27 protein-coding genes, 1 tRNA gene and 1 riboswitch are annotated in these 25,675 nt (G+C 57.2%); of the genes, 17 read left to right on the top strand and 11 right to left on the bottom strand.

The genetic code is table 11. The annotated features are described in order from the left end of the window. Nucleotides 1-160 precede the first annotated feature (160 nt). The 3 genes from OQ273_RS04310 to OQ273_RS04320 all read left to right on the top strand — a co-directional run bounded on the left by OQ273_RS04310 (nucleotide 161) and on the right by OQ273_RS04320 (nucleotide 2,782). A complete protein-coding gene (locus tag OQ273_RS04310) occupies nucleotides 161-853 on the top strand; it encodes a TetR/AcrR family transcriptional regulator (protein ID WP_267989239.1) in 693 nt (230 codons plus the stop codon). A 31-nt stretch (nucleotides 854-884) separates the two neighbouring features. Continuing rightward, a complete protein-coding gene (ilvC, locus tag OQ273_RS04315; RefSeq protein ID WP_267989240.1) occupies nucleotides 885-1,904 on the top strand; it encodes a ketol-acid reductoisomerase in 1,020 nt (339 codons plus the stop codon). Nucleotides 1,905-2,149: 245 nt separating this feature from the next. Beyond that, nucleotides 2,150-2,782, top strand: a complete 633-nt coding sequence (locus OQ273_RS04320; protein ID WP_267989241.1) for an outer membrane protein — start codon at nucleotides 2,150-2,152, stop codon at nucleotides 2,780-2,782. An 81-nt stretch (nucleotides 2,783-2,863) separates the two neighbouring features. Here OQ273_RS04320 and OQ273_RS04325 read toward each other — a convergent pair whose 3' ends face one another. Together OQ273_RS04325 and OQ273_RS04330 are read right to left on the bottom strand one after the other, a co-directional pair. After that, nucleotides 2,864-3,793 carry a hypothetical protein gene (locus tag OQ273_RS04325; RefSeq protein WP_267989242.1) on the bottom strand — a complete coding sequence of 310 codons (930 nt, stop codon included), beginning with the start codon at nucleotides 3,791-3,793 and terminating at the stop codon, nucleotides 2,864-2,866. Beyond that, nucleotides 3,790-4,716 carry a hypothetical protein gene (locus OQ273_RS04330; protein WP_267989243.1) on the bottom strand — a complete coding sequence of 309 codons (927 nt, stop codon included), beginning with the start codon at nucleotides 4,714-4,716 and terminating at the stop codon, nucleotides 3,790-3,792. The genes OQ273_RS04325 and OQ273_RS04330 overlap by 4 nt, the downstream gene beginning before the upstream one ends. 115 nt (nucleotides 4,717-4,831) lie before the next feature. Continuing rightward, nucleotides 4,832-5,059, top strand: a riboswitch (cobalamin riboswitch). Between the two features lie 128 nt (nucleotides 5,060-5,187). On the opposite strand from OQ273_RS04330, the gene OQ273_RS04335 reads away from it, so the two are divergent. Genes OQ273_RS04335 through OQ273_RS04350 form a run of 4 tightly spaced genes read left to right on the top strand, consistent with a single transcriptional unit; the run spans nucleotide 5,188 to nucleotide 8,909 of the window. Beyond that, nucleotides 5,188-5,634, top strand: coding sequence for a DUF1636 domain-containing protein (locus tag OQ273_RS04335; RefSeq protein ID WP_267989244.1), 447 nt, complete (start codon nucleotides 5,188-5,190; stop codon nucleotides 5,632-5,634). Further along, a complete protein-coding gene (locus OQ273_RS04340) occupies nucleotides 5,634-7,172 on the top strand; it encodes an ABC transporter substrate-binding protein (protein ID WP_267989245.1) in 1,539 nt (512 codons plus the stop codon). Before OQ273_RS04335 ends, OQ273_RS04340 begins: the two co-directional genes overlap by 1 nt. 16 nt (nucleotides 7,173-7,188) lie before the next feature. After that, nucleotides 7,189-8,136 carry an ABC transporter permease gene (locus OQ273_RS04345; protein ID WP_267989246.1) on the top strand — a complete coding sequence of 316 codons (948 nt, stop codon included), beginning with the start codon at nucleotides 7,189-7,191 and terminating at the stop codon, nucleotides 8,134-8,136. Further along, nucleotides 8,133-8,909: an ABC transporter permease gene (locus OQ273_RS04350; protein ID WP_267989247.1), complete on the top strand. Its 777-nt coding sequence runs from the start codon at nucleotides 8,133-8,135 to the stop codon at nucleotides 8,907-8,909. The genes OQ273_RS04345 and OQ273_RS04350 overlap by 4 nt, the downstream gene beginning before the upstream one ends. A 90-nt stretch (nucleotides 8,910-8,999) precedes the next feature. Here the strand turns inward: OQ273_RS04350 and OQ273_RS04355 are convergent, their stop codons facing one another. Beyond that, entirely contained in the window at nucleotides 9,000-9,434 is a 435-nt protein-coding gene (locus OQ273_RS04355; RefSeq protein WP_267989248.1) for a BA14K family protein, read from the bottom strand. Nucleotides 9,435-9,677: 243 nt separating this feature from the next. On the opposite strand from OQ273_RS04355, the gene OQ273_RS04360 reads away from it, so the two are divergent. The 7 genes from OQ273_RS04360 to OQ273_RS04390 all read left to right on the top strand — a co-directional run bounded on the left by OQ273_RS04360 (nucleotide 9,678) and on the right by OQ273_RS04390 (nucleotide 15,927). After that, nucleotides 9,678-10,787 carry an endonuclease/exonuclease/phosphatase family protein gene (locus OQ273_RS04360; RefSeq protein ID WP_267989249.1) on the top strand — a complete coding sequence of 370 codons (1,110 nt, stop codon included), beginning with the start codon at nucleotides 9,678-9,680 and terminating at the stop codon, nucleotides 10,785-10,787. 135 nt (nucleotides 10,788-10,922) lie between these two features. Continuing rightward, a complete protein-coding gene (locus OQ273_RS04365) occupies nucleotides 10,923-11,840 on the top strand; it encodes a PhzF family phenazine biosynthesis protein (protein ID WP_267989250.1) in 918 nt (305 codons plus the stop codon). Between the two features lie 80 nt (nucleotides 11,841-11,920). Then, nucleotides 11,921-11,996: transfer RNA gene (locus OQ273_RS04370), tRNA-Lys, on the top strand. Nucleotides 11,997-12,220: 224 nt separating this feature from the next. Further along, the gene (locus tag OQ273_RS04375; protein ID WP_267989251.1) at nucleotides 12,221-13,225 is read left to right on the top strand and encodes a glycosyltransferase family 2 protein; all 1,005 of its coding nucleotides are present in this window, start codon (nucleotides 12,221-12,223) and stop codon (nucleotides 13,223-13,225) included. Beyond that, on the top strand, nucleotides 13,200-13,610 hold the full coding sequence (locus OQ273_RS04380; RefSeq protein ID WP_267989252.1) for a GtrA family protein: 411 nt from the start codon (nucleotides 13,200-13,202) through the stop codon (nucleotides 13,608-13,610). Before OQ273_RS04375 ends, OQ273_RS04380 begins: the two co-directional genes overlap by 26 nt. An 11-nt stretch (nucleotides 13,611-13,621) precedes the next feature. After that, a complete protein-coding gene (locus tag OQ273_RS04385) occupies nucleotides 13,622-14,392 on the top strand; it encodes a methyltransferase domain-containing protein (RefSeq protein WP_267989253.1) in 771 nt (256 codons plus the stop codon). Beyond that, the gene (locus tag OQ273_RS04390; RefSeq protein ID WP_267989254.1) at nucleotides 14,389-15,927 is read left to right on the top strand and encodes a DUF6798 domain-containing protein; all 1,539 of its coding nucleotides are present in this window, start codon (nucleotides 14,389-14,391) and stop codon (nucleotides 15,925-15,927) included. Before OQ273_RS04385 ends, OQ273_RS04390 begins: the two co-directional genes overlap by 4 nt. A 59-nt stretch (nucleotides 15,928-15,986) precedes the next feature. Here OQ273_RS04390 and OQ273_RS04395 read toward each other — a convergent pair whose 3' ends face one another. Beyond that, nucleotides 15,987-17,762 (bottom strand): SLC13 family permease, encoded by a 1,776-nt coding sequence (locus OQ273_RS04395; RefSeq protein ID WP_267989255.1) that lies wholly within the window; start codon nucleotides 17,760-17,762, stop codon nucleotides 15,987-15,989. 265 nt (nucleotides 17,763-18,027) lie between these two features. On the opposite strand from OQ273_RS04395, the gene ppk2 reads away from it, so the two are divergent. Both ppk2 and OQ273_RS04405 read left to right on the top strand, forming a co-directional pair. Further along, nucleotides 18,028-18,945, top strand: a complete 918-nt coding sequence (gene ppk2, locus OQ273_RS04400; protein WP_267989256.1) for a polyphosphate kinase 2 — start codon at nucleotides 18,028-18,030, stop codon at nucleotides 18,943-18,945. A 191-nt stretch (nucleotides 18,946-19,136) separates the two neighbouring features. Continuing rightward, a complete protein-coding gene (locus OQ273_RS04405) occupies nucleotides 19,137-20,411 on the top strand; it encodes an outer membrane protein (protein WP_267989257.1) in 1,275 nt (424 codons plus the stop codon). Nucleotides 20,412-20,517: 106 nt separating this feature from the next. Here the strand turns inward: OQ273_RS04405 and OQ273_RS04410 are convergent, their stop codons facing one another. The 4 genes from OQ273_RS04410 to OQ273_RS04425 form a co-directional block, all read right to left on the bottom strand. Beyond that, nucleotides 20,518-20,766 carry a hypothetical protein gene (locus OQ273_RS04410; RefSeq protein ID WP_267989258.1) on the bottom strand — a complete coding sequence of 83 codons (249 nt, stop codon included), beginning with the start codon at nucleotides 20,764-20,766 and terminating at the stop codon, nucleotides 20,518-20,520. Between the two features lie 124 nt (nucleotides 20,767-20,890). Further along, nucleotides 20,891-21,139, bottom strand: coding sequence for a hypothetical protein (locus OQ273_RS04415; protein WP_267989259.1), 249 nt, complete (start codon nucleotides 21,137-21,139; stop codon nucleotides 20,891-20,893). A 181-nt stretch (nucleotides 21,140-21,320) separates the two neighbouring features. Then, nucleotides 21,321-21,983 carry an invasion associated locus B family protein gene (locus OQ273_RS04420; RefSeq protein ID WP_267989260.1) on the bottom strand — a complete coding sequence of 221 codons (663 nt, stop codon included), beginning with the start codon at nucleotides 21,981-21,983 and terminating at the stop codon, nucleotides 21,321-21,323. Nucleotides 21,984-22,172: 189 nt separating this feature from the next. Continuing rightward, nucleotides 22,173-22,934, bottom strand: coding sequence for an outer membrane protein (locus OQ273_RS04425; RefSeq protein WP_267989261.1), 762 nt, complete (start codon nucleotides 22,932-22,934; stop codon nucleotides 22,173-22,175). A gap of 304 nt (nucleotides 22,935-23,238) precedes the next feature. Here OQ273_RS04425 and OQ273_RS04430 point away from each other — a divergent pair, with 304 nt between their 5' ends. Then, entirely contained in the window at nucleotides 23,239-23,730 is a 492-nt protein-coding gene (locus OQ273_RS04430; protein WP_267989262.1) for a ClbS/DfsB family four-helix bundle protein, read from the top strand. A 78-nt stretch (nucleotides 23,731-23,808) separates the two neighbouring features. Here OQ273_RS04430 and OQ273_RS04435 read toward each other — a convergent pair whose 3' ends face one another. The 3 genes from OQ273_RS04435 to OQ273_RS04445 all read right to left on the bottom strand — a co-directional run bounded on the left by OQ273_RS04435 (nucleotide 23,809) and on the right by OQ273_RS04445 (nucleotide 25,470). Then, entirely contained in the window at nucleotides 23,809-24,537 is a 729-nt protein-coding gene (locus OQ273_RS04435; RefSeq protein ID WP_267989263.1) for an outer membrane protein, read from the bottom strand. 131 nt (nucleotides 24,538-24,668) lie between these two features. After that, a complete protein-coding gene (locus OQ273_RS04440) occupies nucleotides 24,669-25,160 on the bottom strand; it encodes an SRPBCC family protein (protein ID WP_267989264.1) in 492 nt (163 codons plus the stop codon). Next, nucleotides 25,153-25,470 carry an ArsR/SmtB family transcription factor gene (locus OQ273_RS04445; RefSeq protein ID WP_267993025.1) on the bottom strand — a complete coding sequence of 106 codons (318 nt, stop codon included), beginning with the start codon at nucleotides 25,468-25,470 and terminating at the stop codon, nucleotides 25,153-25,155. The genes OQ273_RS04440 and OQ273_RS04445 overlap by 8 nt, the downstream gene beginning before the upstream one ends. Between the last annotated feature and the right edge of the window lie 205 nt (nucleotides 25,471-25,675).

Genomic DNA, 25,675 nt, shown 5'->3' on the forward strand with positions numbered 1-25,675 from the left:
AGCGATCACTCGTCCAAATTGAATCAGCATCCCGTTGCGCAGTTCGATTTCGGGCAATATCGAATGGATGCCCTTTCGTTGCAATCTATATAAAAGCGGCTTGACGGTCCAAGCGGCATCGCTTAAAACCGCCGAACCGTACCGTACGGTACGCATAACCATGGAAAGTACGAAAGTGCCTGTAAACCCGGTACCGCTAGAGGATGCAGAGTTCACGCCGCGCCAGAATGCAGTGCTGGAAGCCGCCTTGCACCTGCTGGTGGAAGGGGGCGGTGGTGCGTTGACCACGGCGCGTATTGCAAAGGCCGCAAACTGTTCCAAGGAAAGCCTCTACAAATGGTTCGGCGACCGGGATGGTCTCCTGGCTGCCATCATCGAATACCAGGCCGGGAAGGTGCGTTTGCCGGAAGCAGCCACGCTGCCTGAGACGGCCCGGAGCTTTCGCAATTCGCTTGAGCGCTTCGCGTTCGATCTGCTCAGCGTCCTCTCAGGCGATGTTTCACTGGCCTTGAACCGGCTGGCGATCGGCCAGGCGAGCCGCGAGGACGCCCATCTCGGCACGCTGGTGCTGGAACGCGGGCGCCGGGTGATCGGGCTGCGTGCCGGTGCGCTGCTTGAAGCCGGGCGAACAAAGGGTTTTATCGCCTATGATGACGGCGAGGAGGCGTTCGGCACCTTATACGGCCTGATAATCCGGGATATTCATGTGCGCCGCTTGCTGGGCGACGAATCCGCATCCGGAAACGGCATGCTGGAGCGGCAGGCAAAAAAGGCCGTTGAACAGTTTTTCTCGCTTTACGGGACCGCCGGGAGCTCGGGATCGGAGCTCGAACCGGTACGGATGAACAAATGATCAATTCAGAACATGAAGGAAAGGAAGACTTATGCGTGTTTATTATGATCGCGATGCCGATCTTAATCTGATCAAATCGAAGAAAGTCGCCATTATCGGATATGGAAGCCAGGGAAGGGCGCATGCGCTGAACCTGAAGGATTCCGGCGCGACCAACGTCGTCATTGCCCTGCGCGAGGGATCAGCGACGGTCAAAAAGGCTGAAGCAGACGGGTTTGAGGTCAAGTCGGTCGCGGATGCCGCCGCCTGGGCCGACCTGATGATGATGGCAACGCCCGACGAACTGCAGGCTGACATCTACCGAGATCACATTGCCGGTAACATCCGTGACGGTGCGGCGATTGCCTTTGCTCACGGCCTCAATGTGCATTTCGGCCTGATCGAGCCGAAAGCGTCTGTCGACGTGCTGATGGTTGCTCCGAAAGGTCCGGGTCACACGGTGCGCGGCGAATACCAGAAGGGCGGCGGCGTTCCCTGCCTGATCGCCGTTCATCAGGACGCATCGGGCAATGCCCATGATCTCGGCCTTTCTTACGCGTGCGGCGTTGGCGGCGGACGATCCGGCATCATCGAGACCAACTTCAAGGAAGAGTGCGAAACCGACCTCTTTGGCGAACAGGTCGTCCTGTGTGGTGGTCTCGTTGAACTGATCCGTGCCGGTTTCGAGACGCTGGTGGAAGCCGGATATGCACCGGAGATGGCCTATTTCGAATGTCTCCACGAAGTCAAGCTCATCGTCGACCTGATCTATGAAGGCGGTATCGCCAACATGAACTACTCGATCTCGAACACGGCCGAATGGGGCGAATATGTGTCGGGCCCGCGCATCATTACCGATGAGACAAAGGCCGAAATGAAGCGGGTGCTCAACGATATCCAGACCGGAAAATTCACATCCGAATGGATGCAGGAATACCGGGCCGGCGGTGCGCGCTTCAAGGGCATTCGCCGTAACAACGATGCCCACCAGATCGAGGAAGTCGGTGAGAAGTTGCGTGGCATGATGCCCTGGATCAAGTCCAATGCGCTTGTCGACAAGGAGCGTAACTGACCGGTTTGGTTTTGCCTTATCAATAGGGCGTGAACGAACATCAGCGGGGCGCTTTGCGCTCCGCTTTTTTTAATGGGCGAAATATTTCAAGAGATATATACATTAAACATGTTCAGTATTTGTTGTTTAATATTTCAGTATTGAAACAACACAAAGTGTTGGCTCTCTTATTTTGAATGTGATTTGAAGAAAGACTGTTCATACACCCATATGTGGTCGACGCAACCAAACGAGGACAAATTGCGATGACCAGATTTTTGCGTTTTCTAACAGTGGCTGCGCCGGCGGCGCTCCTGGCCGGCACGGCACATGCGGCGGATGCGATCTTGGAGCCCGCACCTGTGGCAGCGCCGGTCGCTGAGTCCGCGCCTGCTCCGAACTACTGGAACGGGTTTTATGCCGGTGTTCTGCTTGGATATCACCATGAGACCGTCGACACGGTCGGCGGTAACGGTTCGGGCGCGTCGCTTGGCGGTTATGCCGGTTACAACCACCTTTTCAGCAACAACATCGTTGTTGGCGTCGAGGGCGACTACAATGCGGCTTTCGGCAGTTTCGACGGCTTTGACTGGGAGTTGTCCAGTTTCGGAACCGTTCGCGGACGGCTCGGTTATGCCATGAACCGGTTTCACATCTATGCCACGGGCGGCCTGGCGCTTATGGATTTCAAGTCGTCCTTTGCCGGCCCGGGCAATCCTGGCCTTGAAACCGGCTGGACGGTCGGCGGTGGCCTTGAATATATGGTCACGCAGAACATCAGTGCCCGGGCTGAATACCTCTACATGAATTTCAACGATACGTTCCAGGATGTCGGTGCGCCGGCCGGTATTACTACCGACATTCACAATGTCCGTGCCGGTGTTGCCTATCACTTCTGATCGACCTTAGCCGGGGTGGGGGACCTGCCGCTGCCATTTTGGCAGCGGCTTTTTTGTGGTGACAAAGCACCGTCTGTTTTTTTAGCGCAAGCCGAGAAGACGTTTGAGCGTTTTGCGCGGATGGCGAAAGACTGACGGTTGCGGCGGCCGGTAAGCTTGGGGAACGACGGGCTCGGGAAGAGTTCGCTCCATCGCGGCGCGCTGCAGATGATCAGGCAGGGTCAAGGTCGTCAGCCTGTCGTTCTGTGTCGTGATGATATCGTCTCCGGTCAGGCCGAATGAATCCTGCGGCTGCCGGTCGACCTTCCGCCAGTCAAAGTCGACGCGGCGGATGTTTTGCCCGGGCCGGCCGTGGCTGAGATGATAGGTGTTGCCGATCTTTTGGACGGGTGCGGTGTGTTCAAACGCCGCTGTACAGAATATGGCATCCTTGTGCGTGTTGCTGAAGGTCAAATCCTCGCGGAAACCGCCAATCTCGTGAAAGAGCGATCTGGAGCAAAAGATGAAATCTCCTGACGCCATGCAATAGGGCTCGATATCGCTGGCATGGTTGTCGGACAGGGATGGGTCGTTAAGCGAAGATGCATCCTCGATGTCGATCCAGCCGGCCCTGTACAACATGCGCGTTTCGAAGTTGCCCTTTTGCAGGAACTCCAGGACATCGTCGCCGAAGTAATTGTCGGGATTTGTCAGCAGCAGCCATGATCCTCTGGCTCTGGCGGCTCCGGCATTCTTGGCGTGATATTCAAACAGCTTGATGTGCCGGTTTTCGCTGATCAGCCGGTGGATGGATGCGTCGACAACAATGCAGCGCGCCTTGTCGATGGTGGACAGCAGCTTTTCTGACAATAACGGCCTTCCGGGAAGCGGGTTCCACTCGACGAATACCAGCTCCGCCTCAACGCCCCGGGCCTCCAGCGCTTTAAGATTGTAGAGGCTGGTCGAAAACAGCCGATCCTCGAAATCGCCGCCGTAATTGTCGTTGCGGCCCACAATGACGATCGAAATCATGCATCCACCCTGCGCATATAGGCTTCATAGGCTCTAAGGGCCCGTTGCGGCCAGTAGGCACTGATGTCGTAACTTCCGGAATTGATCGCTTGCACCATCTTCGCGTTGTTTTCGTAGCCGACAAACTCGTTGACCAGATTGCCGGTCAGGTCCTGCACGTTTCTGTCCTGGCGAACCGAGGCCTGCGCATAGGCGACTTTGTAGCCGAGGTGAAGCAGATGATAGGCGGCCCAGATATCGTCCATCCTGCCGGCAAAAGGCACCATGAAGTAGCGCCGAAGTGCTTCGGAGGTCAGGAAAGTATTTTGTGAATTGAAGGGGCTGACCGTGTCGGATGTGAAAGGAAAGCTGCCCGTATCGAAAGTTACATCCGGAGCGTGTTCCATGCGGCAGACCGCATCGATATCCGGGTCGCCATCCCAGAAATCGGCCTGAATATCGACATGGACCTGTCGGTCTTCGAAATTTGAATAGTCTCGGGTTCTAAGCAGTTGAAGGGGAAAGCCGCGATGCCAAAGGTGCCTGTGTTCCGTCGCGCCGACCGGGTCAAAACAATCGCCATCGACGATAAATGACTTCATTGTCGCCGTCGTGCCGACAAGCAGTTCGCTGCCCCAGTTCTCATAGGGTATGTTGTCATCATCGACCGTCGCAATGATATCGGCGCCTTCATCCAGCGCCAGCACAAAGCCGAGATTTCGGCGCTGGATGCAGTTCCAGCCAATCAGCTCCGAAAGCTCCGGTGCGAGTTTTTCCTGATCCGAAGGTGACAGGTATCGCCCGTTGTCCAGCCGGTAGTCGGTCGGCGTTTTCCGGTCGCCCACCACGATCAACGTCCAGTCCTTCATGGCATCAAAGCGCCGGATCGCCTCGGTTGGTGCGTTGATGGTGGTTGAAACGATATATTTTTTGTGTCCTTGCATGCACAGACGCTTAGACAAGGAGGCGACCGGGAACAAGCGCAAATAACCTCAAAGCCAAGCGCGTTTCTCTTTGCGCATTGTCCCGTCGCGATGTTGACAGCTATCACCAACACGATAAGACTGCCGCCCAGATGGTTCCGGCGAATCCTTACGGCTAGCTGGATGAAAAGGGAACACGGTGCGGTGTAACCATCAGGTGCCAATTCCGTGACTGCCCCCGCAACTGTAAGCGGAGAGCCTATCAGCGAAAACCACTGGGTATGGTGTGTAGTCTCCATCCTGGGAAGGTGCTGACAGGCATAGACCCGCGAGTCAGGAGACCTGCCATCGCTCAACTTAAACTCGGGCGGGGTGCCCCCGGGGAGGTCGTAGTGATGACATCGAAAATTTCGCTGACATTTGCCGGGCGTAACAAATCCGGCCTTCATCTCTCCCTTCGGTACCCGCCGCTTCCTCGGGGGATGATGATCTGTGCAAAACAAGAAATTGGCGAGCTTGTCGGTCTGTACCCGTTGCCGGCAGGCAGCGTTCTCCGGCCCGGATAACCAGCGGCCGGGTTATCGCCTGGCCAAGACACTCCATTCACAATTTTCCGGCAGCGCCGCCGCCGGGCTCGGCATGTCGTTTCGTGGCGTGCGTTGCATGAGCCAGTGCAAGCGTCCTTGCGTTGTCGCGCTGTCGGGGCCATCCAAATACACGCTCGTATTCGGCGATCTTCACCCGCAAACCGATGCCGAGGCGATCCTCGAACTGGCCGAAAAGTATGCCACGACAACCAATGGTTTCGTCGAGCGCGCCGATCGTCCAGAAGCCTTGCGCGCCGGCATTCTTGGCCGCATTCCGCCCCTCAACCTTGATGGCGACCCAATCGACCCTGATTTCACCATTCTTCCTGCAATCGACAAGGACATACTTTGATGCTTATTGCGAAAAACCAATTGAACCGGGATCAGCAAACCTTTGACAGATGCCGCAACGCCCTGTCGGCTGCAGGCCTTGCAGCTGCGTTTGCCCTGGCAGGTGTGATTGCTTCCGCGGCGGCTGAAAACGTGACTGTCGGCCAGACGTTCCTTGCATCAGGTCTTGATCCTGCCGATGGTTCAACCGGCTGGGCGCTCGTATCCCATGGTATTGCCGAACAGCTTTTCTCCGTATCGCGCGATGGAGAGGTCATTCCTAATCTCGCCGCGTCCGCGACAAAAAATGCGGATGGCTCCTGGATGATTGAACTGTCGCCCGAACGCTTTTTCTCCGATGGAACGCCCGTTACAGCCAAGCTGGTCGCGGCCGCTCTCAACCGCACCGGTGAGGCCAACGCGTCGGCACGCGCGACAGCGGGCCGGTTGATTTTCGAAGCGGTGGACAACGATACGCTGAACGTGACAACCGAGCAGCCAACGGCGATCCTTCCATCCATTCTCGCCGAGTGGGCCTTCCCGGTTTACATGGAGACCAGCGGCGATCCCATCTTTACCGGTCCATTTGCCGTGGAAAGCTTCGAAACCGGCTCCGCGATCGAGATGGTGCCGAATAGGCACTATGAAGGACACGGGCAGCGGCCGGATGTTACGATCCGGCGGATCGCTGATGGTCAGTCTATGGCGCTTGCATTTGCATCCGGCGAGTTGGACCTTGCCTTCAATCTGCCTGTTGAAACCATCTCGATGTTTGATGGCAGCAAAGACCGGTCGGTAAGATCTTTCCCGGTCGCTTACCAGTACATGATGTGGATGAACACGCGCACGCCGACACTGGGAGACGTTCGGGTCCGCCGGGCGATCGACGCTGCTATTAACAGGAACCATCTGGTAACCGCCGCGCGAGCGGGCACACCGGCGACAGGCGCTTTCGCCGCTGGCTACCCGTTTGCTGCCGAGGGGACACTTGCCTACGATCCCGACCTATCGGCACGCCTGCTTGATGAGGCCGGCTGGATTATGGGTGATGATGGCTTGCGCTCCAAGGATGGCAAAAATCTGGACCTCGTTTTGTGGGCCTATCCGCAGCGCCCCGATCTCGTGACCTTCCAACCGGTAATCCGTGCGGCTCTCGCGGATCTGGGCATTGCAGTGACAACGCAGGTGACCGAATCCCCGAGCAATGTCGCGGACAGCGGCGAGTTCGACCTGTTCCTTTGGGCGCAGCATACCGCTCCTTCGGGTGATCCTGGCCTGTTTCTTTCTCTCTTCTTCGAAACAGATGCCGCACGCAATTACACGGGCTGGTCCAGTGCGACCTATGACGATGTTGTTGACGCGCTGCGCAAGGCAGAGGATTCCAATGAGCGGATTGCGTTGGCAAAAAAGGCGCAGGAACTGATTGCGGATGGTGCCCCGGTCTCGTTCCTCGTTACGCCGCAATGGCATGTCGGCCTGTCCGGCCGGTTGGCGGATTATCAGCCTTGGGGGTCGGACTACTACGTCATCCGTCCGGATCTTTTTGTGTCGCAACCATAGACAGGGAGCCTGAGCGATGAGCTGGCTTGCGGCAATGCGGATGGCATTCATGGCCCTTGTGTCATGGCTGGCTGCGGTTGCCGTGAGCTTTGTGTTGATTCGCCTCATTCCCGGCGATCCGGTCGATATTTTTGCAAATCGCATGAATGTTCACGCCGGCGACGAGCTGGTCGCCGCCTACCGTCAGGCCTGGGGGCTTGATCACAGTCTGATCGAGCAGTTTTTCATCTGGCTGAAGGGTTTCGTCACCCTCGATTGGGGTGTTTCATTTGTCACCGGCGGCAGCGTTTCGAATGAACTTGCTCCGCGCCTGGCATGGTCGGCGGCGATTGGTTTCGGCGGCATGATTGCTGCGATTTGTTTCGGCACATTTCTTGGTTTTCGTGCCGCGCTCCACCCTGGAGGCATGGCTGATAGTCTTTCGCGGAGCATGGCCGTGGCCGGTCAGGCGCTTCCTGCCTTTGCTGTGGGGCTCCTGGCGCTTTGGCTGTTTGCCGCCGAACTTCGATGGCTTCTTCCATTCTCGGGCAGCACGGTTGAACGGCTCGTTCTGCCGGTTGCGCTGGTCGCATTTTTCTCTATCGGCAGTGTTTCCCGCCTGGTACGCACCGGGTTTGCCGAAACGGCGGCAGCGCCGTTTATGCGGACCGCCCTTGCAAAAGGCCTTTCGCGCAAGACCGCGCTGTGGCGCCATGGCGGCCGTCAGGCCGCGATCGTGCTTGTGGCCGGCATCGCGCCCGATCTTGCATGGATTGTGGGTGGTACGGCCATTGCCGAGATTGTTTTCGGGATTCCGGGATTGTCTGAACGGGTCGTGGATGCAGTGTCGTCGCGTGATTATCCTGTTTTGCAATCATATATCGCGCTCGTTGCCCTATGGATAATCTTCGGCCTGCATCTTTGTGCTTTGCTGAGACACACGCTTGATCCGCGGATTGGCTCATTGCCGTCGAGGGTGCAATGACAAGCGAACGGAGCCACAACTATCTCCCGGTCGCGCTGTTGTTTGTCGGCACCATGCTGTTGGGCGCGTACTGGCAGCCTCATAATCCCCACGCCGTGGACTTAAACAACGTCTTGTCGACACCTTCTCTGGAACACTGGTTGGGCACGGACCATCTGGGCCGGGACGTGGCCTCGCGTATCCTTGCCGGAGCGCGGCCGTCTCTATCGGCCATTGCGATTGTCATCGCCTCCAGTATCGGTCTGGGCCTTGCGGCTGGCGTTGCAATAGGTTTCGGCCCGCCCGCGCTCTCCCGGCCCGTACGATGGCTGGCACAGACCGCGCTGGCGCTGCCGACCCTTATCACGGCTCTGCTGCTTGCAACGCTTTTCGGGGCGGGTCTGCTGGCGATCTCGGCGGCACTGGTTGCAAGCACATGGGCACCCTATGCGCTCAGCATGTCGGCCTTGTTGGAGCGTTTGCGCGGCGAGCCGTACTGGCTTGCGAGCCTTGCGCTCGGATCATCGGTCACGGGCGCCGTGTACCGGCACATGCTGCCCAATGCGTGGCCTGCGATCGGAGCCTTGGCGGGCGCAGATGCCGGTCGTGCGATCATTCTTGTGGCGTCGATGGGATTTCTCGGGCTCTCGGCAGACACCGGGCGGCCCGAATGGGGCGCGATGGTCCACGAGTATCGCATATTCCTGTTTTCTGAGCCTCGCCTGGTTCTGGCACCGGTCCTGGCGACAGCCATGGCCGCCTTCGTTCTCAACCGGACCCTTGATCGCTCCTGACCAGGTTTCCCTATTGGCTCAAAAACGCAGAAAAGATCCGGAGACCTGCAGGCACGGCGTCCTGACGCGCCCGCATCACCTCAGCGTTTTTCAGTACGGCGACCGGCAGGGCCTGCGTGGACCGTGATAGGGCTGGAACGTATTGTCCGATATGCGATAGGACCGGTACTTGCGGAAGCAGTAATTGACGTGCGCGCGAGAGCCGTAATAGCGGGGACGCGGTGCCGGCCTGTAGTAAGGCGCCGGCCCGTAGGTGCGGCGGTAATGGCGCGGTCCGTAATAGGGTTTGGGATAGTAGTAGCGTTTCCCGTAGTAGCGCTTGTGACGAGGTCCGTAGTAATAGCCGTGACGCGGGCCGCTGGCGACGATTCCGCCGATAATCAACCCGGTGACAAGGCCTGCGCCGAAATTGCCGCCTTTATGGCCGTAGCGGTATTTCTTTCCTGCTTCGGCATGCGGCGCAGCCATGGCGAGCAATCCGGCGCTGATCACGGCAATTGCGAGCCCCTTGAGCAATCCTGACATAGATGCCTCCCGGATAAGTGTTAAACCACATTAACTATTTGTCATGTTCCGCCGTCTGGCAAGCTCGCTTTGGACCGTGAGCGATCACTTTGTCATCACGCTTTGCTGCTTGGGCCGGGCAAAATCGTTTTGATTCAGCGCATTGTTCCGGTTTGGTGAAGCGTTATCAAGCCCGCGTGACAAGCCGTCGCGAAAGCTCTACACAGGGTCGCCAGCCCATGCCGCGAACGGATACCGCAGACCATGTCCCTACGGATTGCCACTTTCAATGTCGAGAACCTGATGAGCCGATTCGACTTCTCGGGCTTTCGCAACGAGTTACGGCAGGATCGCAGCCTCAAGCTTTTCGATATCAAGACGGAGGCCGAATACCGCACTTTGGAACAGGCACGGACCATCGCGCATACGGACGATACGCGCCAGCTGACCGCGTTGGCGATCGCCGAGACCGGGGCGGACATTCTGTGCCTTCAGGAGGTGGACGACCTCGATGCGTTGAAGGCATTTGAATATGGCTATCTCTTCAAGATGATCGGCCATGGCTACCGCAACAAATACATGATCGACGGCAATGACGGGCGTGGCATCGATGTTGCTGTCATGATGCGCGAGGAAACGCGGGACGGTCAGCCCATCACCTTTGAGAACATGCAAAGCCATGCGCATCTGACCTATGCCGATCTCGACCTGTTTGACGACGCCATCGCCGAGACCAACCAGCCGCAAGACCGGGTGTTCCGGCGTGATTGTCTGGAAATCGATGTCAGGATCGGCAAGCGGCCGCTGACCATTTACGTTGTTCACTTCAAGTCGATGGGGTCACCCCGCAACGGCATGGACGGGCGTACCGCAACCATGGCCGTGCGCAAGGCGGAGGCGAGGGCGGTACGGCGTATCATCGAGGACCGCTTCGGATCGGGAAAGACCGCCGGCAAGCGCTGGGTCATCTGCGGCGACATGAACGACTACCAGGAACGCGTCATCATTTCGGGCGACCGGACCAACGGTTACATCTTCGAGCCGGTTCGTGAAGCCGAGAGCTCTGTCGACATTTTCACTTCGGACGGCTTTGCCGAGAATGTGGTTCAACGGCGCGACGAGATGGACCGCTGGACGCTGTTTCATACGCGTGGCCCCGAGGAGCGGCATCTGTGTCAGCTTGATTATATCCTGCTTTCCCCCTCGCTTGCCGAAAGCAATGCGAGCCGTGTTCCCGATATCGTCCGGGCAGGCCAGCCGTTCCGCACCATTTTTCCCGATGGACAGGCTCCCGAACGCTATCCGAGAACCGGCTGGGACCGGCCCAAGGCCTCAGATCATTGTCCGGTGGCAATCACCCTCGATATGGTGTGAACACACACCCGCCGGTGTCCTGGCGCAAGACCGGACCACAGAACGGTTGATAGGCGAGAATTCCATTGTCGGTGCCGAAGCAGCTATGCCATGTTGGCGCCGTATCATTCATTTCAGATTGACCGGAGTGCCGATATGCCTCGCCAATACGCCATTTACGATGTCTTTTCCTCAGACCGCCTTGCCGGCAATCCCCTGGCGGTGGTGTTCGATGCGGAAGGGCTGTCGGATGAGGCGATGCAGCAGATCGCAGGAGAATTCAATCTCTCCGAAACGGTGTTTGTACTCCCGGCGGAGAACCCGGCTCACGGGGCAAAATTGCGTATCTTCACGCCGGGCCGGGAGCTGCCGTTTGCGGGTCATCCAACGGTCGGGGCCGCCATTGCGCTTGCCGAGAAAAAATCCGGCAGCGATATCGACATCGATTTGATGTCGGTGCTCGAAGAAGGGGTCGGACCGGTCCGCACCGTGGCCAAACTGCAGCGCGGCGAGCCGAGTTTTGCCGAATTCGATCTGCCGCGCCTTTCAAGCCGCATCGGCGCGGACGTCAGCAAGGAGGCGGTGGCTGCGGCCCTGCAGATCGAACCGCATGAGCTGGGTTTCGAGAACCATCAGATCTCCTTCTGGAACGCCGGCGTACCCTTTTTGATGGTGCCGGTGCATGACCTTTCCATCGCGGCAAAGGCGCGTTGCGACGGCATTCAATGGGAGCAGCTCGCCCCGATTGCCGACGGGCAGCTTGCCGACGCCTTTGTCTACTGCCGGGGCGGCGTGGCGCATGATGCGCATTTTCACTGCCGCATGTTCGCGCCGCATGCCGGCATTCCGGAGGACCCGGCTACCGGCTCCGCGGCGGCGGCGTTTTCCGGCGCCATCCATCTTTTTGACGAGCTGCTCGACGGCCACCACGCGCTGCTCATTGAGCAGGGCGTCGAGATGGGCCGGCCTTCAAAAATCCATCTTCACCTCGAAGTCGATGGCGGCAAGATCGTCCAGGGCCGCATCGGCGGAAACGCGGTGAAGGTGGCTGAGGGATCGTTGCTGATCGACTGAGTGTTGCAGACGCCGGCGGCGCGGTCTAAAATCCGCTGGACAGGCAGGAGAAGGGCGGTTATACCGCCGTCTCTCGTGATGGGTGTGTAGCTCAGTTGGTAGAGCAGCTGACTCTTAATCAGCGGGTCCACGGTTCGAGCCCGTGCTCACCCACCAGTCTTCTTAATTGCCTCTGTGAATTTCCGTTCCCCCATCCAGATCGACGCGCTGCCATGGCCGCAGATGTCCGAAGCAAACGACTTCGAGAATTCAGTCGGCCGCTTCCGTCAGGCAACAGACCTGGACCAGGCCGGGCAATGCGTTCCGGTACAGTAACGCTCTAACAAGAATTATTGCGTATCATACCGGTCATGAGCTCTGCGCGAAAAACCGGTCCTGATATGTCTCATGCACCTTCAAAGCAGGTGTCTGTTTCCGCTGTTGTGCCGTGCCACAATGAAGAAGCCGTGGTGAATGAGCTTTTGACGCGTCTGACGGCGGCTTGCGAAGCAGCCGTCGGCAACGATTTCGAGATCGTCCTGGTGGATGACGGATCACAGGACAAGACCCGTGCGCTTTTACGTGCAGCGCAGGCGAAGGATCCTCGTATTGTCGGCGTCTTCCTGTCGCACTGTCACGGTCACCAACTGGCGCTCACCGCAGGATTGTCGGTGGCGCGGGGAGAGCGACTCTTTATCCTCGATGCCGATCTGCAGGACCCGCCCGAACTTCTGAGCCCGATGATGGAAAAAATGAATGAGGGCTATGACGTCGTTTATGGAAAGCGCAGGTCACGCAAGGGCGAAAGCCTGTTCAAGCAAACCTCCGCGAGCGTCTTTTACCGATTGCTGTCACGCCTGACCAAGTTCGATATTCCACTCGATACCGGTGATTTCCGGCTGATGACCCGGCGTGTCGCCGACGTGTTGAGCGACATGCCGGAGCGTGACCGCTTCATCCGCGGTATGATCAGTTGGGCGGGCTTTCCCCAGGCGGCGTTCGAATATGACCGTGATGCCCGCTTTGCGGGCGAGACAAAGTATCCGTTGCGAAAAATGCTGAGTTTCGCGGTGGGTGCGATCAGCAGCTTTTCCACCATTCCTTTGCGTATCGCGATGTTGATTGGTTTCATATTTTCAGCGCTGTCCTTTGCGCTGATCATCTACACGCTCACAGTTTGGCTGGGCGGCAGTGCGGTGGAAGGTTGGTCGTCCACGATGATCGCCGTTCTGCTGATCGGTGGCGTGCAGCTCATGACAATCGGGGTTCTGGGTGAATATGTGGGCCGGACCTATATGCAAACAAAGATGCGGCCGCTGTTCATTGTAGAAGAGATTATTCGAGCAGGTAATGAGCGCGTGGAGCCGGGTGAAGCGACGCATGATCTCAAGATCACCACAAATTAGCATAAGCCATGCAGCGCTTGGCGAGTTGGTCCGCTTCGCCGTGGTCGGGGTGACCGTGGCCGCGCTGTATTTTGTTCTGTTCGTCTGCCTGTCGCAAACCAGGCTCCCGGATTTTGTCATCAATCTGGTGGCCTTTTGTACCGCGGTTGTCGTGCAATATTTCCTGCAGGCGAAATGGACCTTCAAGAGAAGCGCCGCGAAAACCGCTCAAGCAGGAAAATTCATTGTCACGGTCGGCTTTGGCCTGTTGCTTTCCACGTTGATCAGCAGCGTTATTGGACCGGCGATGCACTGGTCTTCTGTCGTCACGGCAGCGGTTGTAGTGGTCATTCTTCCGATTTCAAACTTCATTCTCTTCAAAGTCTGGGTGTTCGCACTCAAGTGAAGGAAGCATCTATGAGCCACGTTTATTCCAGCGATTTCTTCGACTACATAGATGCCGGCGTTCAAACCTCGGCCGAGGCGCTTGTCGGGGCTCTTTATCCCATGCTGGCGACCACGTCTGTTGTCGACTTCGGATGCGGCCGCGGGCTTTGGCTGGCGCAATGGTCTGCGACCGGTGTGGAAGACATCGTCGGTGTTGATGGTGATTATGTCGACCGTGCAAATCTGGGCATTCCTGAAGACAAATTTCGCGGGCTCGACTTGACGATGCCCATCGATCTCGGGCGAAAGTTCGATTTGTGCCAATCGCTTGAGGTTGCAGAGCACCTTCCGGGTGAGGCGTCTTCGACATTCATCGACACGCTTGTCCGTCACAGCGATTGCGTCCTGTTCTCGGCCGCGGTGCCAGGCCAGGGCGGAGAGTTCCACATCAACGAACGTCCGATGGAGTTTTGGCGCGCCTGCTTTCGGGAACGCGGCTACCAGCCCTTTGACTGCATTCGTCCGGGCCTTGCGGGAAACCCGGCGGTGGAGCCGTGGTATCGCTATAACACGGTTTTGTATGCAAACGGGGCCGGGGCGGGGCGACTGCCCGATGATGTTCTTGGGACACGGGTCGATGAGGGTGTGCCTCTGGCGGACTTTTCAAGCCTGCCGTGGAAGTTGAGGAAAGCCGTTGTTCGGCATCTGCCACGGCCGCTTGTCACTGAAATAGCTCAAAGACGCGCGGTCCTCATCGCAAACAAGGCACGGCGAAAAAAGGCGCAACAGGGTCTGGCATGAATATGGCATCGGGGTCCGGCGCCGGAAGCGGATTGACCGTTTTTGTCGTGTGCGCCTTTGTGCTTGCCGCAGCGATGTTGCCGTCGCAGTGGTCAGGAAACGAGATCCATTATTTTGATCTTGCCCTTCGTCAGGTGCGACCGGATCTGTTTGGTGCCGACCACTCTGTGTTTGACTCGTCGAATGCCCGCTTTCTAAGTTTTTGGATCATCGGGACTTTGATCGATGCGCTCGGGTTTGAATACACCAAGATACTCCTCGGATTTCTTGGTATAGGCCTTTACGCCTTTGCCTTGGCCGTGCTGGCGCGGGCGTTGGATCTGGGTCCCATCGCAATGGCGGCTGCACTCGTGGTGTTCCTCGCACAGCAAAGCCTGCTTGGCCGCGAATGGCTGTTTTTGACCATCGAAGCCAAGGTCTTTGCCTATGCCTGTGCGATGGGCGCGATCGCTCTGGGCGTACGCGGCCGATGGAAGGCGGCCATTGTCGTCTCGGCCATTGGCACAGTCTTTCATTTTCTGGTCGGAGGGTTCTGGGGCGCTGCCATTCTCCTTTTTCATGCCCTGTCCTTGCGCGACTGGCGTCAAACCCTGTCGCTCCTTGGCCTGTTTGTTGTCCTGATTTCGCCAATGGTTGCGCTTGTAGCTTTTGAGCGGCTTGGCGCTGTTGTCGACCCAACCGGCCTCGATCTCAGCCTCACCGAAATCTACAGTGAATATCGAAACCCGCATCATGTCAGCCCGTTTGCAGGCGGTGCAGTCGGTTTCGTATTGGGGTGGCTCCCTGGCCTGATTGTGCATGCGGCCCTTGCGGCTGCAATCTTCTTCATGCGCAAGGACTTCGGTCGTTATGCCGCTTTCGCGCTTTGGGTCGCCGGGCTGAATGTGTACATCGTCTTTGCTGTCTTGGTCGCATTCCTGGACCAAAACACCCATCTGTTCGCGCCGTTTTACATTTTCCGTCCTTCAGGGCTTATCTTTTTGCTGTCTCTCCTGCTGATCGTGAAGCGGGTCTTCCTGGCTATCCGGCTGGAAACATACCGGCGTATCCGCTTGCCGATATTCCTGGTTGCCGTAGCGTTGGTCCTGCCTGATATCACGCGCAATGCCCTGCGGCTGGCTGTTTCGGGACCGATCGGTCAGCGATTGGAGGCCTCATTGCGGGGAGCGGAGCGCGACGCCTTTGAATGGCTGCGGGAAAACACGGCATCAGAAGACGTCGTTCTGATCCAGCCCCCGATGGGAGATGGCAATGTTCACCAAGAACAACAGCCATTTCCGGCTGCCCTGGAAAGGTTGACGCCTGCTGCCTATTACGTGAACTTCAAATTCGTACCCACAGCACCTGCAGACCTGGCGGAGTGGTATCGCCGCGTGAAACACCGCAGGGCTATTTTCGATGGTGATTGTGACATGCTGCGGGTCGTCGCGCCGGACATACTCATTGTGCGCCGTTCGGCGGCGTCTCCTCCGTTGCAGGACTGCGCAGAACCCGTCTACGACAATGAAAGATACGTTTTCCTGCGCCCGATCTAGGATGACCTTGCTTGTGGTACGCGCATTTCCGCAGGAGGATTGTTTAGTTGTGCGCCGGTCTACAACGGAAAGACCATTAGAATGACCGGTACCGATACGGCGACGACCACGACCTCCAGCGGCAGGCCCATGCGCCAGTAGTCTCCGAATTTATAGCCGCCCGGGCCGAGGATCAGCGTGTTGTTCTTGTGTCCGATCGGGGTGAGAAAAGCGCAGGATGCGGCGACCGCGACGGCCATCAGGAAACCGTCCGGATTGGCGTTCAGCCGGGACGCGATATCAACGGCGATCGGTGCGCCGATAACCGCGGTCGCGGTGTTGTTGAGCACGTCCGACAGTGTCATGACGACAAGCATCAACGCCGTCAGGACCACCCAGGAGGGAAGACCTGCCGCAAGATCCACGATTGCGATGGCTATAAGCTGTGTGCCGCCGGCGTTTTCCAGCGCGACCCCGAGCGGGATCATGCTGCCGAGAAGCACCACGACCGGCCATTCAATATGGTCGTAGACGCTGCGGATCGGGACGATGTCGAGGAAGATGTAAAGGGCGACAACAATCGCCAGTGCGGTTGCGAGATAAAGCAGACCGAAGGCCGAGATGGAAATGGCTGCGGCAAAGACGCCGACGGCCAGCCAGGCCTTGCGGTGCTGCGTGACATTAAGGCCGCGTTCGGCGAGCGGCAGAACGCCGAGCCAGTTTGCAACGTCAGGCAGCCGGTCTTCAGAGCCGAGCAGCAGCAGGATGTCTCCGGCCCGTACGGTTTCATGCCGCACGCGCTTGGAGAACCGCTTGCCCTTTCGGGAGATGCCGAGCAGCGTGACGCCGCGGCGGGCGCGAAGCCGCATGGAGATCGCCGAACGGCCGGCGAGGCGCGACTCGCGGGGGACAACCACTTCCATCAATGACAGGTCACCAGCGGCCGTCTCCCTGTCGGGACGTTCGCCGAGAAACTCCAGTCCAAGCGTACCGCGAAAACGATCAATGTCTTCGGCGGTTGCCTCGACGATCAGCATGTCGTTGGGGCGAAGGATGACCGTGGATGAAAAGCCGCCAAGCCGCTTGCCGTTTCTGACCACGCCGATGATGGCGACATCGTCCTCATCGCCCACGGGATAAAGATCACGGACCTCTTGGCCGACGGCCTTGGATTTTTCCGGAACCACCAGTTCTGCGAGGAAGCCTTCCAGGGCGCGCAGATCGTCCGCCGGGGCATCGTCGCCGTCGCCTTTCGGGATCAGGCGCCAGCCGATGAGCGCGACAAAGGCGATGCCGATGATCGCGACGGTGCCGCCGACCGGCGTGAAAGCGAACATCCCGAACGGTTCGCCCAGTGCCCGTTCGCGAAAGGAGGCGATGATGATATTGGGCGGCGTGCCGATCAGGGTGACCATCCCGCCAAGGATCGTCGCGAAGGAGAGGGGCATCAGCGTGCGTCGCACCGGCCGTCCGGCCTTCTTCGCTGCTTGCAAATCGACCGGCATGAGGAGCGCCATTGCCGCAACGTTGTTCATGAATGCCGACAGTACCGCCCCGACACCGCTCATGACGGCAATATGCGCGGCGACGCTTCTGCCGGCATCGACCATCTGGCGCGTGATCAGATCAATAGCGCCTGAGTTGAGCAGGCCGCGCGAGATCACCAGCACCAGGGCGACGATGACCGTTGCCGGGTGCCCGAAGCCCGAGAAGGCCTGATCCGTCGGGACGAGGCCGAGCACCAGTGCAACAAGCAATGCGCTGAAAGCGATCAGATCGTAGCGCCAGCGTCCCCAGAACAGGAGCGCGAAGACCGCAGCAAAGAGTATGAATAGCTGTATCTGTTCAACGCTCATAGGCCGGGCCTTCAATCGCAGTTTTCGTCATATCGACTGTCTCATCGATAACAGCTTCCGGTGCGGAAACAAGCCGGCGAAGAAATTGATGCACTCAATCATATCGCCGGGTTAGCAATGAAACCGGGTGGCCGGCATGCTAAATAATCCGCTGCGACAGCCGGCCCTGTTGATGATGACGCAAATCCGTTGCATTTGTGTGGTGCTGCTGTGCTGAACACCGGCAAAATGTGATGCAGCAGACAGGCGAAAGGAGAGATGAAGGATGGCTGAGGATCGTGACGGGGAGGCCATGGACTGGCTTGAGGCGGAACTTGCCGATACTCTCGACGAGGATTACGAGTTGGAAATGTCGGAGCCGGCGCTGTCGATGGAAATCCGGCGCATCTACCGGCAGATGCATCCACCGACAATTCCGCGCCCGGAATATTTTCGCGAATTGCTGTCTCTGCAATCCGAACTGATCAAGCTGCAGGACTGGGTTTCTGCCACCGGAGCCAAGATTGTTGTCATCTTCGAAGGCCGCGATTCAGCCGGCAAGGGCGGGGTCATCAAACGAATCACTCAGCGCCTCAACCCGCGCGTCTGCCGCGTTGTCGCGCTGCCGGCGCCGAACGACCGGGAAAAGACGCAGTGGTATTTCCAGCGTTATGTGCCGCATCTGCCGGCGGGTGGCGAGATCGTGTTGTTCGACCGTTCCTGGTATAACCGCGCCGGTGTCGAGCGCGTGATGGGCTTCGCCGATTCTGACCAGGTCGAGCAGTTTTTCCGCGATGTGCCCGAATTCGAGCGGATGCTCGTGCGCTCGGGCATTATCCTGATAAAATACTGGTTTTCCATTACGGACGAGGAACAGCAATTGCGCTTCCTCATGCGCATTCACGATCCGCTCAAGCAATGGAAGCTGAGCCCCATGGATCTGCAGTCCCGGGTCAAGTGGGAAGACTACACGAAAGCCAAGGAAGAGATGCTGGAGCGGACCAATATTCCGGAAGCGCCCTGGTATATCGTGGAAGGCAATGACAAGAAGCGCGCCCGCCTGAACTGTATGAATCATTTCCTCAAGCAGATCCCGTATGGACCGGTCGACCATGAAGATGTCGAGTTGCCCGACCGCGTGTTCAAGCCGGATTACGAACGTGCCGTTCTGCCGCAGGATCTCTATGTACCGCAGAAGTATTGAGACCGGTTCCCGGCGGCTTCCTTGGAGTTATAGCCGGCGATGCTTCAGAATGTTGTCCTGAAGCATGCGTTGAGACCGTGAAGCGCTGATTTATAAACGGGCTTCGTTTTCCTGCAATATTTCGCACTATCGAGTAATTCGCAATCGGGTTATTGGTAGGCGGGGTGATTTTCAGGAGAAGGGCGTGTTCTATGATGATCGACCGATATTCAACGGTTTTTCTTGCCGTTCTGGTGGCGGCTGTGCCGGCCAAGGCAGACTCTCTGTTTTCGTCTTCGGGCGCCTTGGCCAGCCAGACAAGCGTCTATGACTGGACCGGCTTCTATGTGGGCGTTGGCGGCGGAACCGGCTTCATCATAGACCAGATCAATGTACCTTCTCTTGGAACGTCCATTGGCGGAACTGGCGGGCGGGGTTATTTCGGCAAGCTGACCCTTGGCTACGATCATCTCTTTTCCAATGGCATCGTCCTTGGCGGCGCGGTTGTTGGGCGCTACGGCGATATCGATACGTCCTGGTCGATCAACGGCACACCGTTTTCCTCCGAAGTGAAGGCCGACTACGGTTTCGACGTGATCGGCCGTCTTGGCTATACGATCACGCCCCGCACGCTTGCCTATGTGCTCGGCGGCTATAGCTGGCAGCACTTTAAGTTCAACTCGGCAATCCCAGCCTTCTCCAGGAGCTGGAGCGACAATGGTTACGTCGTGGGCGTGGGAACGGAGACGGCATTTCGCAACAACTGGACGTGGAGTTCGGAATACCGGTACTCGGATTATTCCGGCCGCTCCTTCGGACCGCTCGGCGGCTCCAGCATCGAACCGGCAACCCATACGTTTCATTCAAGCCTCAACTACAGGCTTGGAGGCGGACTTTCCCAACAGGAAAGGGCGCCGTTCGTACACGAATGGGCCGGCCTCAAGGTCGGCGGTGCGATCAGCGTTGGCGCCAATGTCAACAAGATCACGACAACCGGCGGCGGCTTTACCTTCGACGGCATGGCGACGGAAGGATATCTTGCCGAAGCCAATATCGGCTACGACTGGGAACTTGGCGAGCGGTGGGTCGCCGGTGTCGTCCTGGCGGGCGAATATATCAGCGCTTCGTCAAGCACGACAGCGGCCGGAGTGACGTTCAACGCAGAAGCCGATGATTTCGGTTTCGATGCTTTGGTGCGGGTCGGGCGGAAGTTTAACGACTATACGCTGGGTTACGTGATCGGCGGCTACACATGGCAGAACCTTGAGGCATCTGTCTCGGTTCCGGCGATTTCGAGGGATATCAGCCTCAATGCCGTTTCAATCGGCACGGGCACGGAATTGGCGCTCAGCGAAAAGACCAGCGCCTATGTCGAATACCGCTACACGCGCTATGAAGATGTGGACCTTGGCACCTTTGCGACAATTGAACCGTCAAGCCATACGGTTCGGGTCGGTGCGAAGTTCAAGCTTTATACACCCGACTAGAGGGTAAGGGCGTATCCTGCTCCTAAAAGACCGGTGACTTAGTGTCAGAATCATTAAGGGCTGGGTTCCGTTTGGAGCCCAGCCCTTATCTTTTGTGTGCTCTACCTTAGCGCCAGTGACAGCGTGTCGTGTAGATCTGTCCGCGCGAGTTGCGGTACTGGCAACGACCGTCTGCGGTTGTGGCAAGATAGGTGCCGAAACCGCCGATCAGTGCGCCGACAACCGCACCACCAGCGGTCCCTGTCGCAACAGCGCCGACCGCAGCGCCTACGCCAGCGCCCGATGCGGTCTTTTCAGTCGTTGTGCATGCCGTGAGTGTTGCTGCGGCGAGAACCGCAATTATTAAAGCCTTCATATCACCCTCCTTTTGGTGCCCCGTAAACGATGCCGTGTCACGGAATCGAAATCAATGTTCTGATAAACCCGGCCCGCCGACCCAAGGCCTAACGGACCGGTTCGGTTTGCAGGTTGTGCTGTGCTTAAAGCCAGTGACAGCGCGCTGTGTAAATCTGGCCGCGTGAATTGCGGTACTGGCACATGCCGTCGCCGGTTTCGGCCAGATAGGTTCCGAACCCGCCGATCAATGCGCCGACAACGGCGCCTCCGGCACTCTGGGTTACAGCGCCGCCGACAATTGCGCCGACGCCCGCGCCGGATGCTGTTTTTTCACCCGTCGTGCAAGCCGACAGTGTCGCGGCTGCGAGAACTGCAATGACCAAGGCCCTCATTGTTTACTCCTGTATTTGCCGTCCCCGAGCGTGGGCGGTTTCCGTTTGCCACTCCATGGGATTGGAGTCGGATCCCGTGCAGTATTGAAACTACTGTCCGCAAGGTCAAGTCGTCGGGAAGTCATGACGCAGTATTTGCCGCGTGTGGTGTTTATCCGGCACAGTATACAACCGGTCCGGCTCAGATGCTGTTTCTTTCGTCATCCAGCATACGCAAACCGGTCGCAAGGCCGTTGACGTCAATGGAATAGGTAACCGGCCGGTCCTGTGTATCATGTACGGTTGCCGTGATGCGGTCTGTTGTCAGGAGTGTGCCGACAAGCTTCGGATCGAGACTGGCCGTTGTTTCGCAATAACGGTCCACACATGAGCGGAAATCAAGGCTTAACGTGTCATCGGAACCGGCTTCGAGGACAAGCCCCTGATCAATTCGAATGCCCGTCGCAGCACGCCAGATGGCGCTGTATCCGCCTTGCGGATCCATCTCAATTCGCCACGAGAAGTTCACTTTACCTTGGTCGGAAACCTGATGGGTTACAGAACAACTGGTCTCAGAGGCTTCTTCAACGTTGCATTTGTAAAGCCAGGTGCCGACGGGGATACCGACAGCCAATGGGACAGGACTTGGTTGCCGTGGTTTTATGCGTTTTGTGCTTGCAGTGGTCAGACGGTCAGGACGATAAGTCAGCAGGTCTTCAATAATTTCGGTCTTGGCCCATGCTGCGCGTAATGTGTCAGGCAGTTCGTCGATAATCCTGTCGAACTTGTCCTGCGGGACGATCATCGGACCAAGCACTGCGCCAAGGGACACAGCCACCAGAAAAACAAGAAACGGAATATACATGGCAACACTCAGGCTAAAAGCAAAGCTGAAGCGTTGAGGTCAAGACAGGCAATTTCGTGACCGGATGCATGCCGATTGAGCGATGTGATCAGCCGGTTACAATTTGTGATTGGATTGTCTTGCTTTGAATTTGACTGCAACAAAAAAGGCGGGCCGAGCCCGCCTTCTTCTTGGTTTGTTTTGTGAGGCCTAGTTACCTGGGCTCCAGAGCTTGAAGTTGACGCCGACCTTGACAGAGTTTATCGCGTCGTTGTCGGCTGAGAAGGTAGCCACTGCCGGCGGACCGGGTGGATTAAAGCTGAATGAGTCATTGCTGTTCAAGTCAATGTAGGAGTATTCGGCAAAGACGGTTACGCGGTCAGCTACCGCCGCTTCTACACCTGCACCGGCAACCCAACCAACTTCTGTTCCGCCAAGGCTCACACCGTTTATCGCGCTGGCAGGATTGGCAGCCGTGAAATCGGTGCTGACATCAGCAATTGCCAGGCCGCCGTGACCGTAAATCAGAACATTGTCATTGAAAAGCCAACCCGCACGGCCGCGAATAGTTGCGAGCCAGTCATACTCTGTTTCAAAAGTCACAAACTGACCAGCAGGAACCACTCCGGTTTCCTGCATGCCGGTAAGAGCTATATCGCCTACAACGCCAAAGACCAGGTTGTTGTGTTGATAATTGTATCCAGCCTGGAAGCCTCCGAGCACACCATTGGGGCTGATTTGGCTGGAGCTAAACACGTTTGCCGGCGGACCCACGGTTCGCGATACTGTTGTATCCGTCCATCCGTATCCGGCATGGACGCCCACAAACAGGCCGTCCCAAGCGCTCGCCGGCGCCGGCGCCGGTGCCGGAGCAACGGCTACTTCTTCGACAAACACATCTGCGGCCCCCGCCACGCTTGTCACCATTGCGGACACGATCATGGTGCCCAAAATCTTTTTCATTGCCTTCATAACAACACCGTCACTGTTTCAATCTGGGTTGTATCTCTATTATGAATTCTCACAAATGATAATGGTATAATTCATATATCGGATATTAAGGCCGACTATGTGCCATAATGGCAACTCTATACTTAAAGTTGCGGTCAGATGAGGAATTCGATATTATTTAGTGTGCTTCATATCACTATTTTTTCTATTGGACGCAGCTGTTGGTTCCCGTTCATTGCGAACGTTGATCTTTGCCGGAATTTGACTGGAATCAATGCACACTCAACTTTGTGCTGTATGATCTGCATGGAGAGCGAGGTGAGGTATGCCGGCGAAAAACAAAACAGAACTGCTCGAGGTAACGCACAAGGAGTATGGCAAGTTGGACGAGATTCTCTTGTCCTTGTCCGATGCTCAGGCGGCGACCAAGCAAGACGACATCTCGATCAAGGACATCGTCGGCCATCGGGCGCATTGGATCGATCTGTTTTTGGGCTGGTATGCTGACGGGCAGGCGGGCAAGCCCGTGTTTTTTCCAGCCGAAGGTTACAAGTGGAACGAGCTGCCACGTTATAATGCCGACCTTCGCGAAAAGCAGAAGGAACTGGATTGGGAGGGTGCCAAGGCGTTGCTGGAAGCCAGTCACCAAAAGCTCGTCGCGCTTTTGGAAGGATTGTCGGAAGATAAGCTCTATGGCGGCCCGATGAAAGGCGCGCGCAATGCCTGGACACCGGGCCGATGGGCGGAGGCGGCGGGGCCGAGCCACTATCGGTCGGCTTCAAAATACATCCGGTCTGCCCTGAAAGGGGCGTCCTGACCCTCGTCCGATGAGGTGCCGGAATGGAACAAAAAAGGCGGGCATGGGCCCGCCTTTTTCACAACAGTTCTGACAAGGTCAGTTGCCGGGGCGCCAGAGTTTGAAATTGACGCCGATCTTGATCGTGTCGATTGGGTTGTTATCGGCTGAATAGGTGACAGTGCTGATCCGGCGTCCCGGTCCGAAGGTGACAGAGTCGCCGCTGCCGAAATCAAAGTGCGAATATTCTGCAAAGATGCTGACGCGGTCCGACAGGGCAGTTTCAATGCCTGCACCCGCGACCCAACCCGTGTCATTTCCGCTCAAGGAGAGGGAGTTGACCCGTCGGGCTGGTGAAGAAAAGTCCGTACTCATGTTTGCAATCGCCAGACCACCATGAGCGTAGAGCAGCGTCTGATCGTTGATAAGCCAGCCAGCGCGCCCACGAATTGTTGCGAGCCAATCATATTCACTTTCGAAACTGACTGGCGGTGTCAGACGCCGGGGCCTGCGGAAGGAAGCGCCGGAATCGCTCATGCCAGTCAGTGCAATGTCGCCGATGACACCGAAAACAAAATCATTGTGTTGATAGTTGTAGCCGACCTGGATGCCGCCAAGGAGGCCGTCCAGCTCAAGTTGTGTTGAGAAATTGTTGCGGGTGCGCCCGCGACGTGTGCGATCACGCGACACGTCTGTATCAGACCAGCCGTAGCCGGTGTGCAGCCCAACGAAGAGGCCATCCCAATCATATGCAGGTCCGGCGTCCTGGGATAGAGCCTGGGTCCCGCCGGCAACACTTATTGCCAGCGCGCAGACCGTTACGCCCAAGAATTTCCGCAAATAAACCATCTGAAAAGCAACCCCTCACAAAATAAAGCTGCTTTTCTTCTATATAATTGGTTTTGAAACGAAATATTAAACTTAACTAATGGTTAATACATAAAATTTTACGCAAATTTTTACTGTTCTTTTGTTGTTTGTTCTGCCGCTGATTTCATGCCGCATGCGCTGCCGAAACACACCTCGAACACGCGAACCCAGCCATTGTTGTAATGGCCGCGCGCTTCCTCCCCACGCTCGCCGAGCGCTTCCCAATTGCGATGTTCGAGCGTGACTTGTGTTTGTGCGGGCGAAAGGGGCTCAAAGCGAACCTCAACCTCTGTCTGGTTCTCGACCGGTTCAGCCACATGCCAGGAAAAACATAGGATTTTGCCCTGCTCATATGTTTTTACAGAGCCCCAGTGGAGTTCCTCTCCCTCTGGCGTTGTCTCGTAAATGCGGCCGCCCACACCCTGTTCGATGGTGACGGATTTCGCCGGGTTTCCGGTTCGCCCTGCTGTCAACGAGTGCTGCGCGAGCGGCCACCAATTGGCGGTTTGTTCGGCAAAAATTCTGAAGGCGGTCTCCGCATCACACGGAACTACAATGCGCTTTCTGATCGGATCAACCATTCTGTTCTCCCGTTTGCCTGTCGACTTCGGCCGCATAGGCTTCAAGGACATCGTCCCAGAAACCATCAAGATAGCTGCGTAGTTCGGCAAGGCCAGCATGCCGAATGCCGTAATACCTGGCGGTACCTTTCGGATACACTTCAACAAGGCCTGCGGTCTGCAGTACTTTAAGGTGCTGCGACACGGCAGGCCTGCTTATCGGCTGTTCGCCGGCGATGTCCGTAACCGTGCGCGGGCACGTCCGGAGCGCTTCGAAAATGTTCCGGCGTGAGGGATCGGCAAGCGCCGTCAGAGCCATTTCGTAAGTCATCACTTACCGTAAGTCCTTACTTACGGAGCGTCAAGTGATATTCTCAAACAGGGTAGAGCCTGACTGACGGATGCCTCATTTTGTCCGTCCGGTCATTTGCCGGGGCCGGATTTACGAAGAACTTCGGGCAGGAATGTTGGAATCCTGACCGTAAGACGAACAAGCTGCCGCCGATCGATGCCGAGCTGGACGATTATTCAGGCCT

Origin of the sequence: Hoeflea prorocentri (assembly GCF_027944115.1) — a bacterium.
In the GTDB taxonomy this organism is placed as follows: Bacteria; Pseudomonadota; Alphaproteobacteria; order Rhizobiales; family Rhizobiaceae; genus Hoeflea_A; species Hoeflea_A prorocentri.

What these genes read in the sequence shown, in the direction of transcription:
- OQ273_RS04310 (WP_267989239.1), top strand. Translation starts at nt 161, where the DNA reads ATGGAAAGTACGAAAGTGCCTGTAAACCCGGTACCGCTAGAGGATGCA.
- ilvC (WP_267989240.1), top strand. Translation starts at nt 885, where the DNA reads ATGCGTGTTTATTATGATCGCGATGCCGATCTTAATCTGATCAAATCG.
- OQ273_RS04320 (WP_267989241.1), top strand. Translation starts at nt 2,150, where the DNA reads ATGACCAGATTTTTGCGTTTTCTAACAGTGGCTGCGCCGGCGGCGCTC.
- OQ273_RS04325 (WP_267989242.1), bottom strand. Translation starts at nt 3,793, where the DNA reads ATGATTTCGATCGTCATTGTGGGCCGCAACGACAATTACGGCGGCGAT.
- OQ273_RS04330 (WP_267989243.1), bottom strand. Translation starts at nt 4,716, where the DNA reads ATGCAAGGACACAAAAAATATATCGTTTCAACCACCATCAACGCACCA.
- OQ273_RS04340 (WP_267989245.1), top strand. Translation starts at nt 5,634, where the DNA reads ATGCTTATTGCGAAAAACCAATTGAACCGGGATCAGCAAACCTTTGAC.
- OQ273_RS04345 (WP_267989246.1), top strand. Translation starts at nt 7,189, where the DNA reads ATGAGCTGGCTTGCGGCAATGCGGATGGCATTCATGGCCCTTGTGTCA.
- OQ273_RS04350 (WP_267989247.1), top strand. Translation starts at nt 8,133, where the DNA reads ATGACAAGCGAACGGAGCCACAACTATCTCCCGGTCGCGCTGTTGTTT.
- OQ273_RS04355 (WP_267989248.1), bottom strand. Translation starts at nt 9,434, where the DNA reads ATGTCAGGATTGCTCAAGGGGCTCGCAATTGCCGTGATCAGCGCCGGA.
- OQ273_RS04360 (WP_267989249.1), top strand. Translation starts at nt 9,678, where the DNA reads ATGTCCCTACGGATTGCCACTTTCAATGTCGAGAACCTGATGAGCCGA.
- OQ273_RS04365 (WP_267989250.1), top strand. Translation starts at nt 10,923, where the DNA reads ATGCCTCGCCAATACGCCATTTACGATGTCTTTTCCTCAGACCGCCTT.
- OQ273_RS04375 (WP_267989251.1), top strand. Translation starts at nt 12,221, where the DNA reads ATGTCTCATGCACCTTCAAAGCAGGTGTCTGTTTCCGCTGTTGTGCCG.
- OQ273_RS04380 (WP_267989252.1), top strand. Translation starts at nt 13,200, where the DNA reads ATGATCTCAAGATCACCACAAATTAGCATAAGCCATGCAGCGCTTGGC.
- OQ273_RS04385 (WP_267989253.1), top strand. Translation starts at nt 13,622, where the DNA reads ATGAGCCACGTTTATTCCAGCGATTTCTTCGACTACATAGATGCCGGC.
- OQ273_RS04390 (WP_267989254.1), top strand. Translation starts at nt 14,389, where the DNA reads ATGAATATGGCATCGGGGTCCGGCGCCGGAAGCGGATTGACCGTTTTT.
- OQ273_RS04395 (WP_267989255.1), bottom strand. Translation starts at nt 17,762, where the DNA reads ATGAGCGTTGAACAGATACAGCTATTCATACTCTTTGCTGCGGTCTTC.
- ppk2 (WP_267989256.1), top strand. Translation starts at nt 18,028, where the DNA reads ATGGCTGAGGATCGTGACGGGGAGGCCATGGACTGGCTTGAGGCGGAA.
- OQ273_RS04405 (WP_267989257.1), top strand. Translation starts at nt 19,137, where the DNA reads ATGATGATCGACCGATATTCAACGGTTTTTCTTGCCGTTCTGGTGGCG.
- OQ273_RS04410 (WP_267989258.1), bottom strand. Translation starts at nt 20,766, where the DNA reads ATGAAGGCTTTAATAATTGCGGTTCTCGCCGCAGCAACACTCACGGCA.
- OQ273_RS04415 (WP_267989259.1), bottom strand. Translation starts at nt 21,139, where the DNA reads ATGAGGGCCTTGGTCATTGCAGTTCTCGCAGCCGCGACACTGTCGGCT.
- OQ273_RS04420 (WP_267989260.1), bottom strand. Translation starts at nt 21,983, where the DNA reads ATGTATATTCCGTTTCTTGTTTTTCTGGTGGCTGTGTCCCTTGGCGCA.
- OQ273_RS04425 (WP_267989261.1), bottom strand. Translation starts at nt 22,934, where the DNA reads ATGAAGGCAATGAAAAAGATTTTGGGCACCATGATCGTGTCCGCAATG.
- OQ273_RS04430 (WP_267989262.1), top strand. Translation starts at nt 23,239, where the DNA reads ATGCCGGCGAAAAACAAAACAGAACTGCTCGAGGTAACGCACAAGGAG.
- OQ273_RS04440 (WP_267989264.1), bottom strand. Translation starts at nt 25,160, where the DNA reads ATGGTTGATCCGATCAGAAAGCGCATTGTAGTTCCGTGTGATGCGGAG.
- OQ273_RS04445 (WP_267993025.1), bottom strand. Translation starts at nt 25,470, where the DNA reads ATGACTTACGAAATGGCTCTGACGGCGCTTGCCGATCCCTCACGCCGG.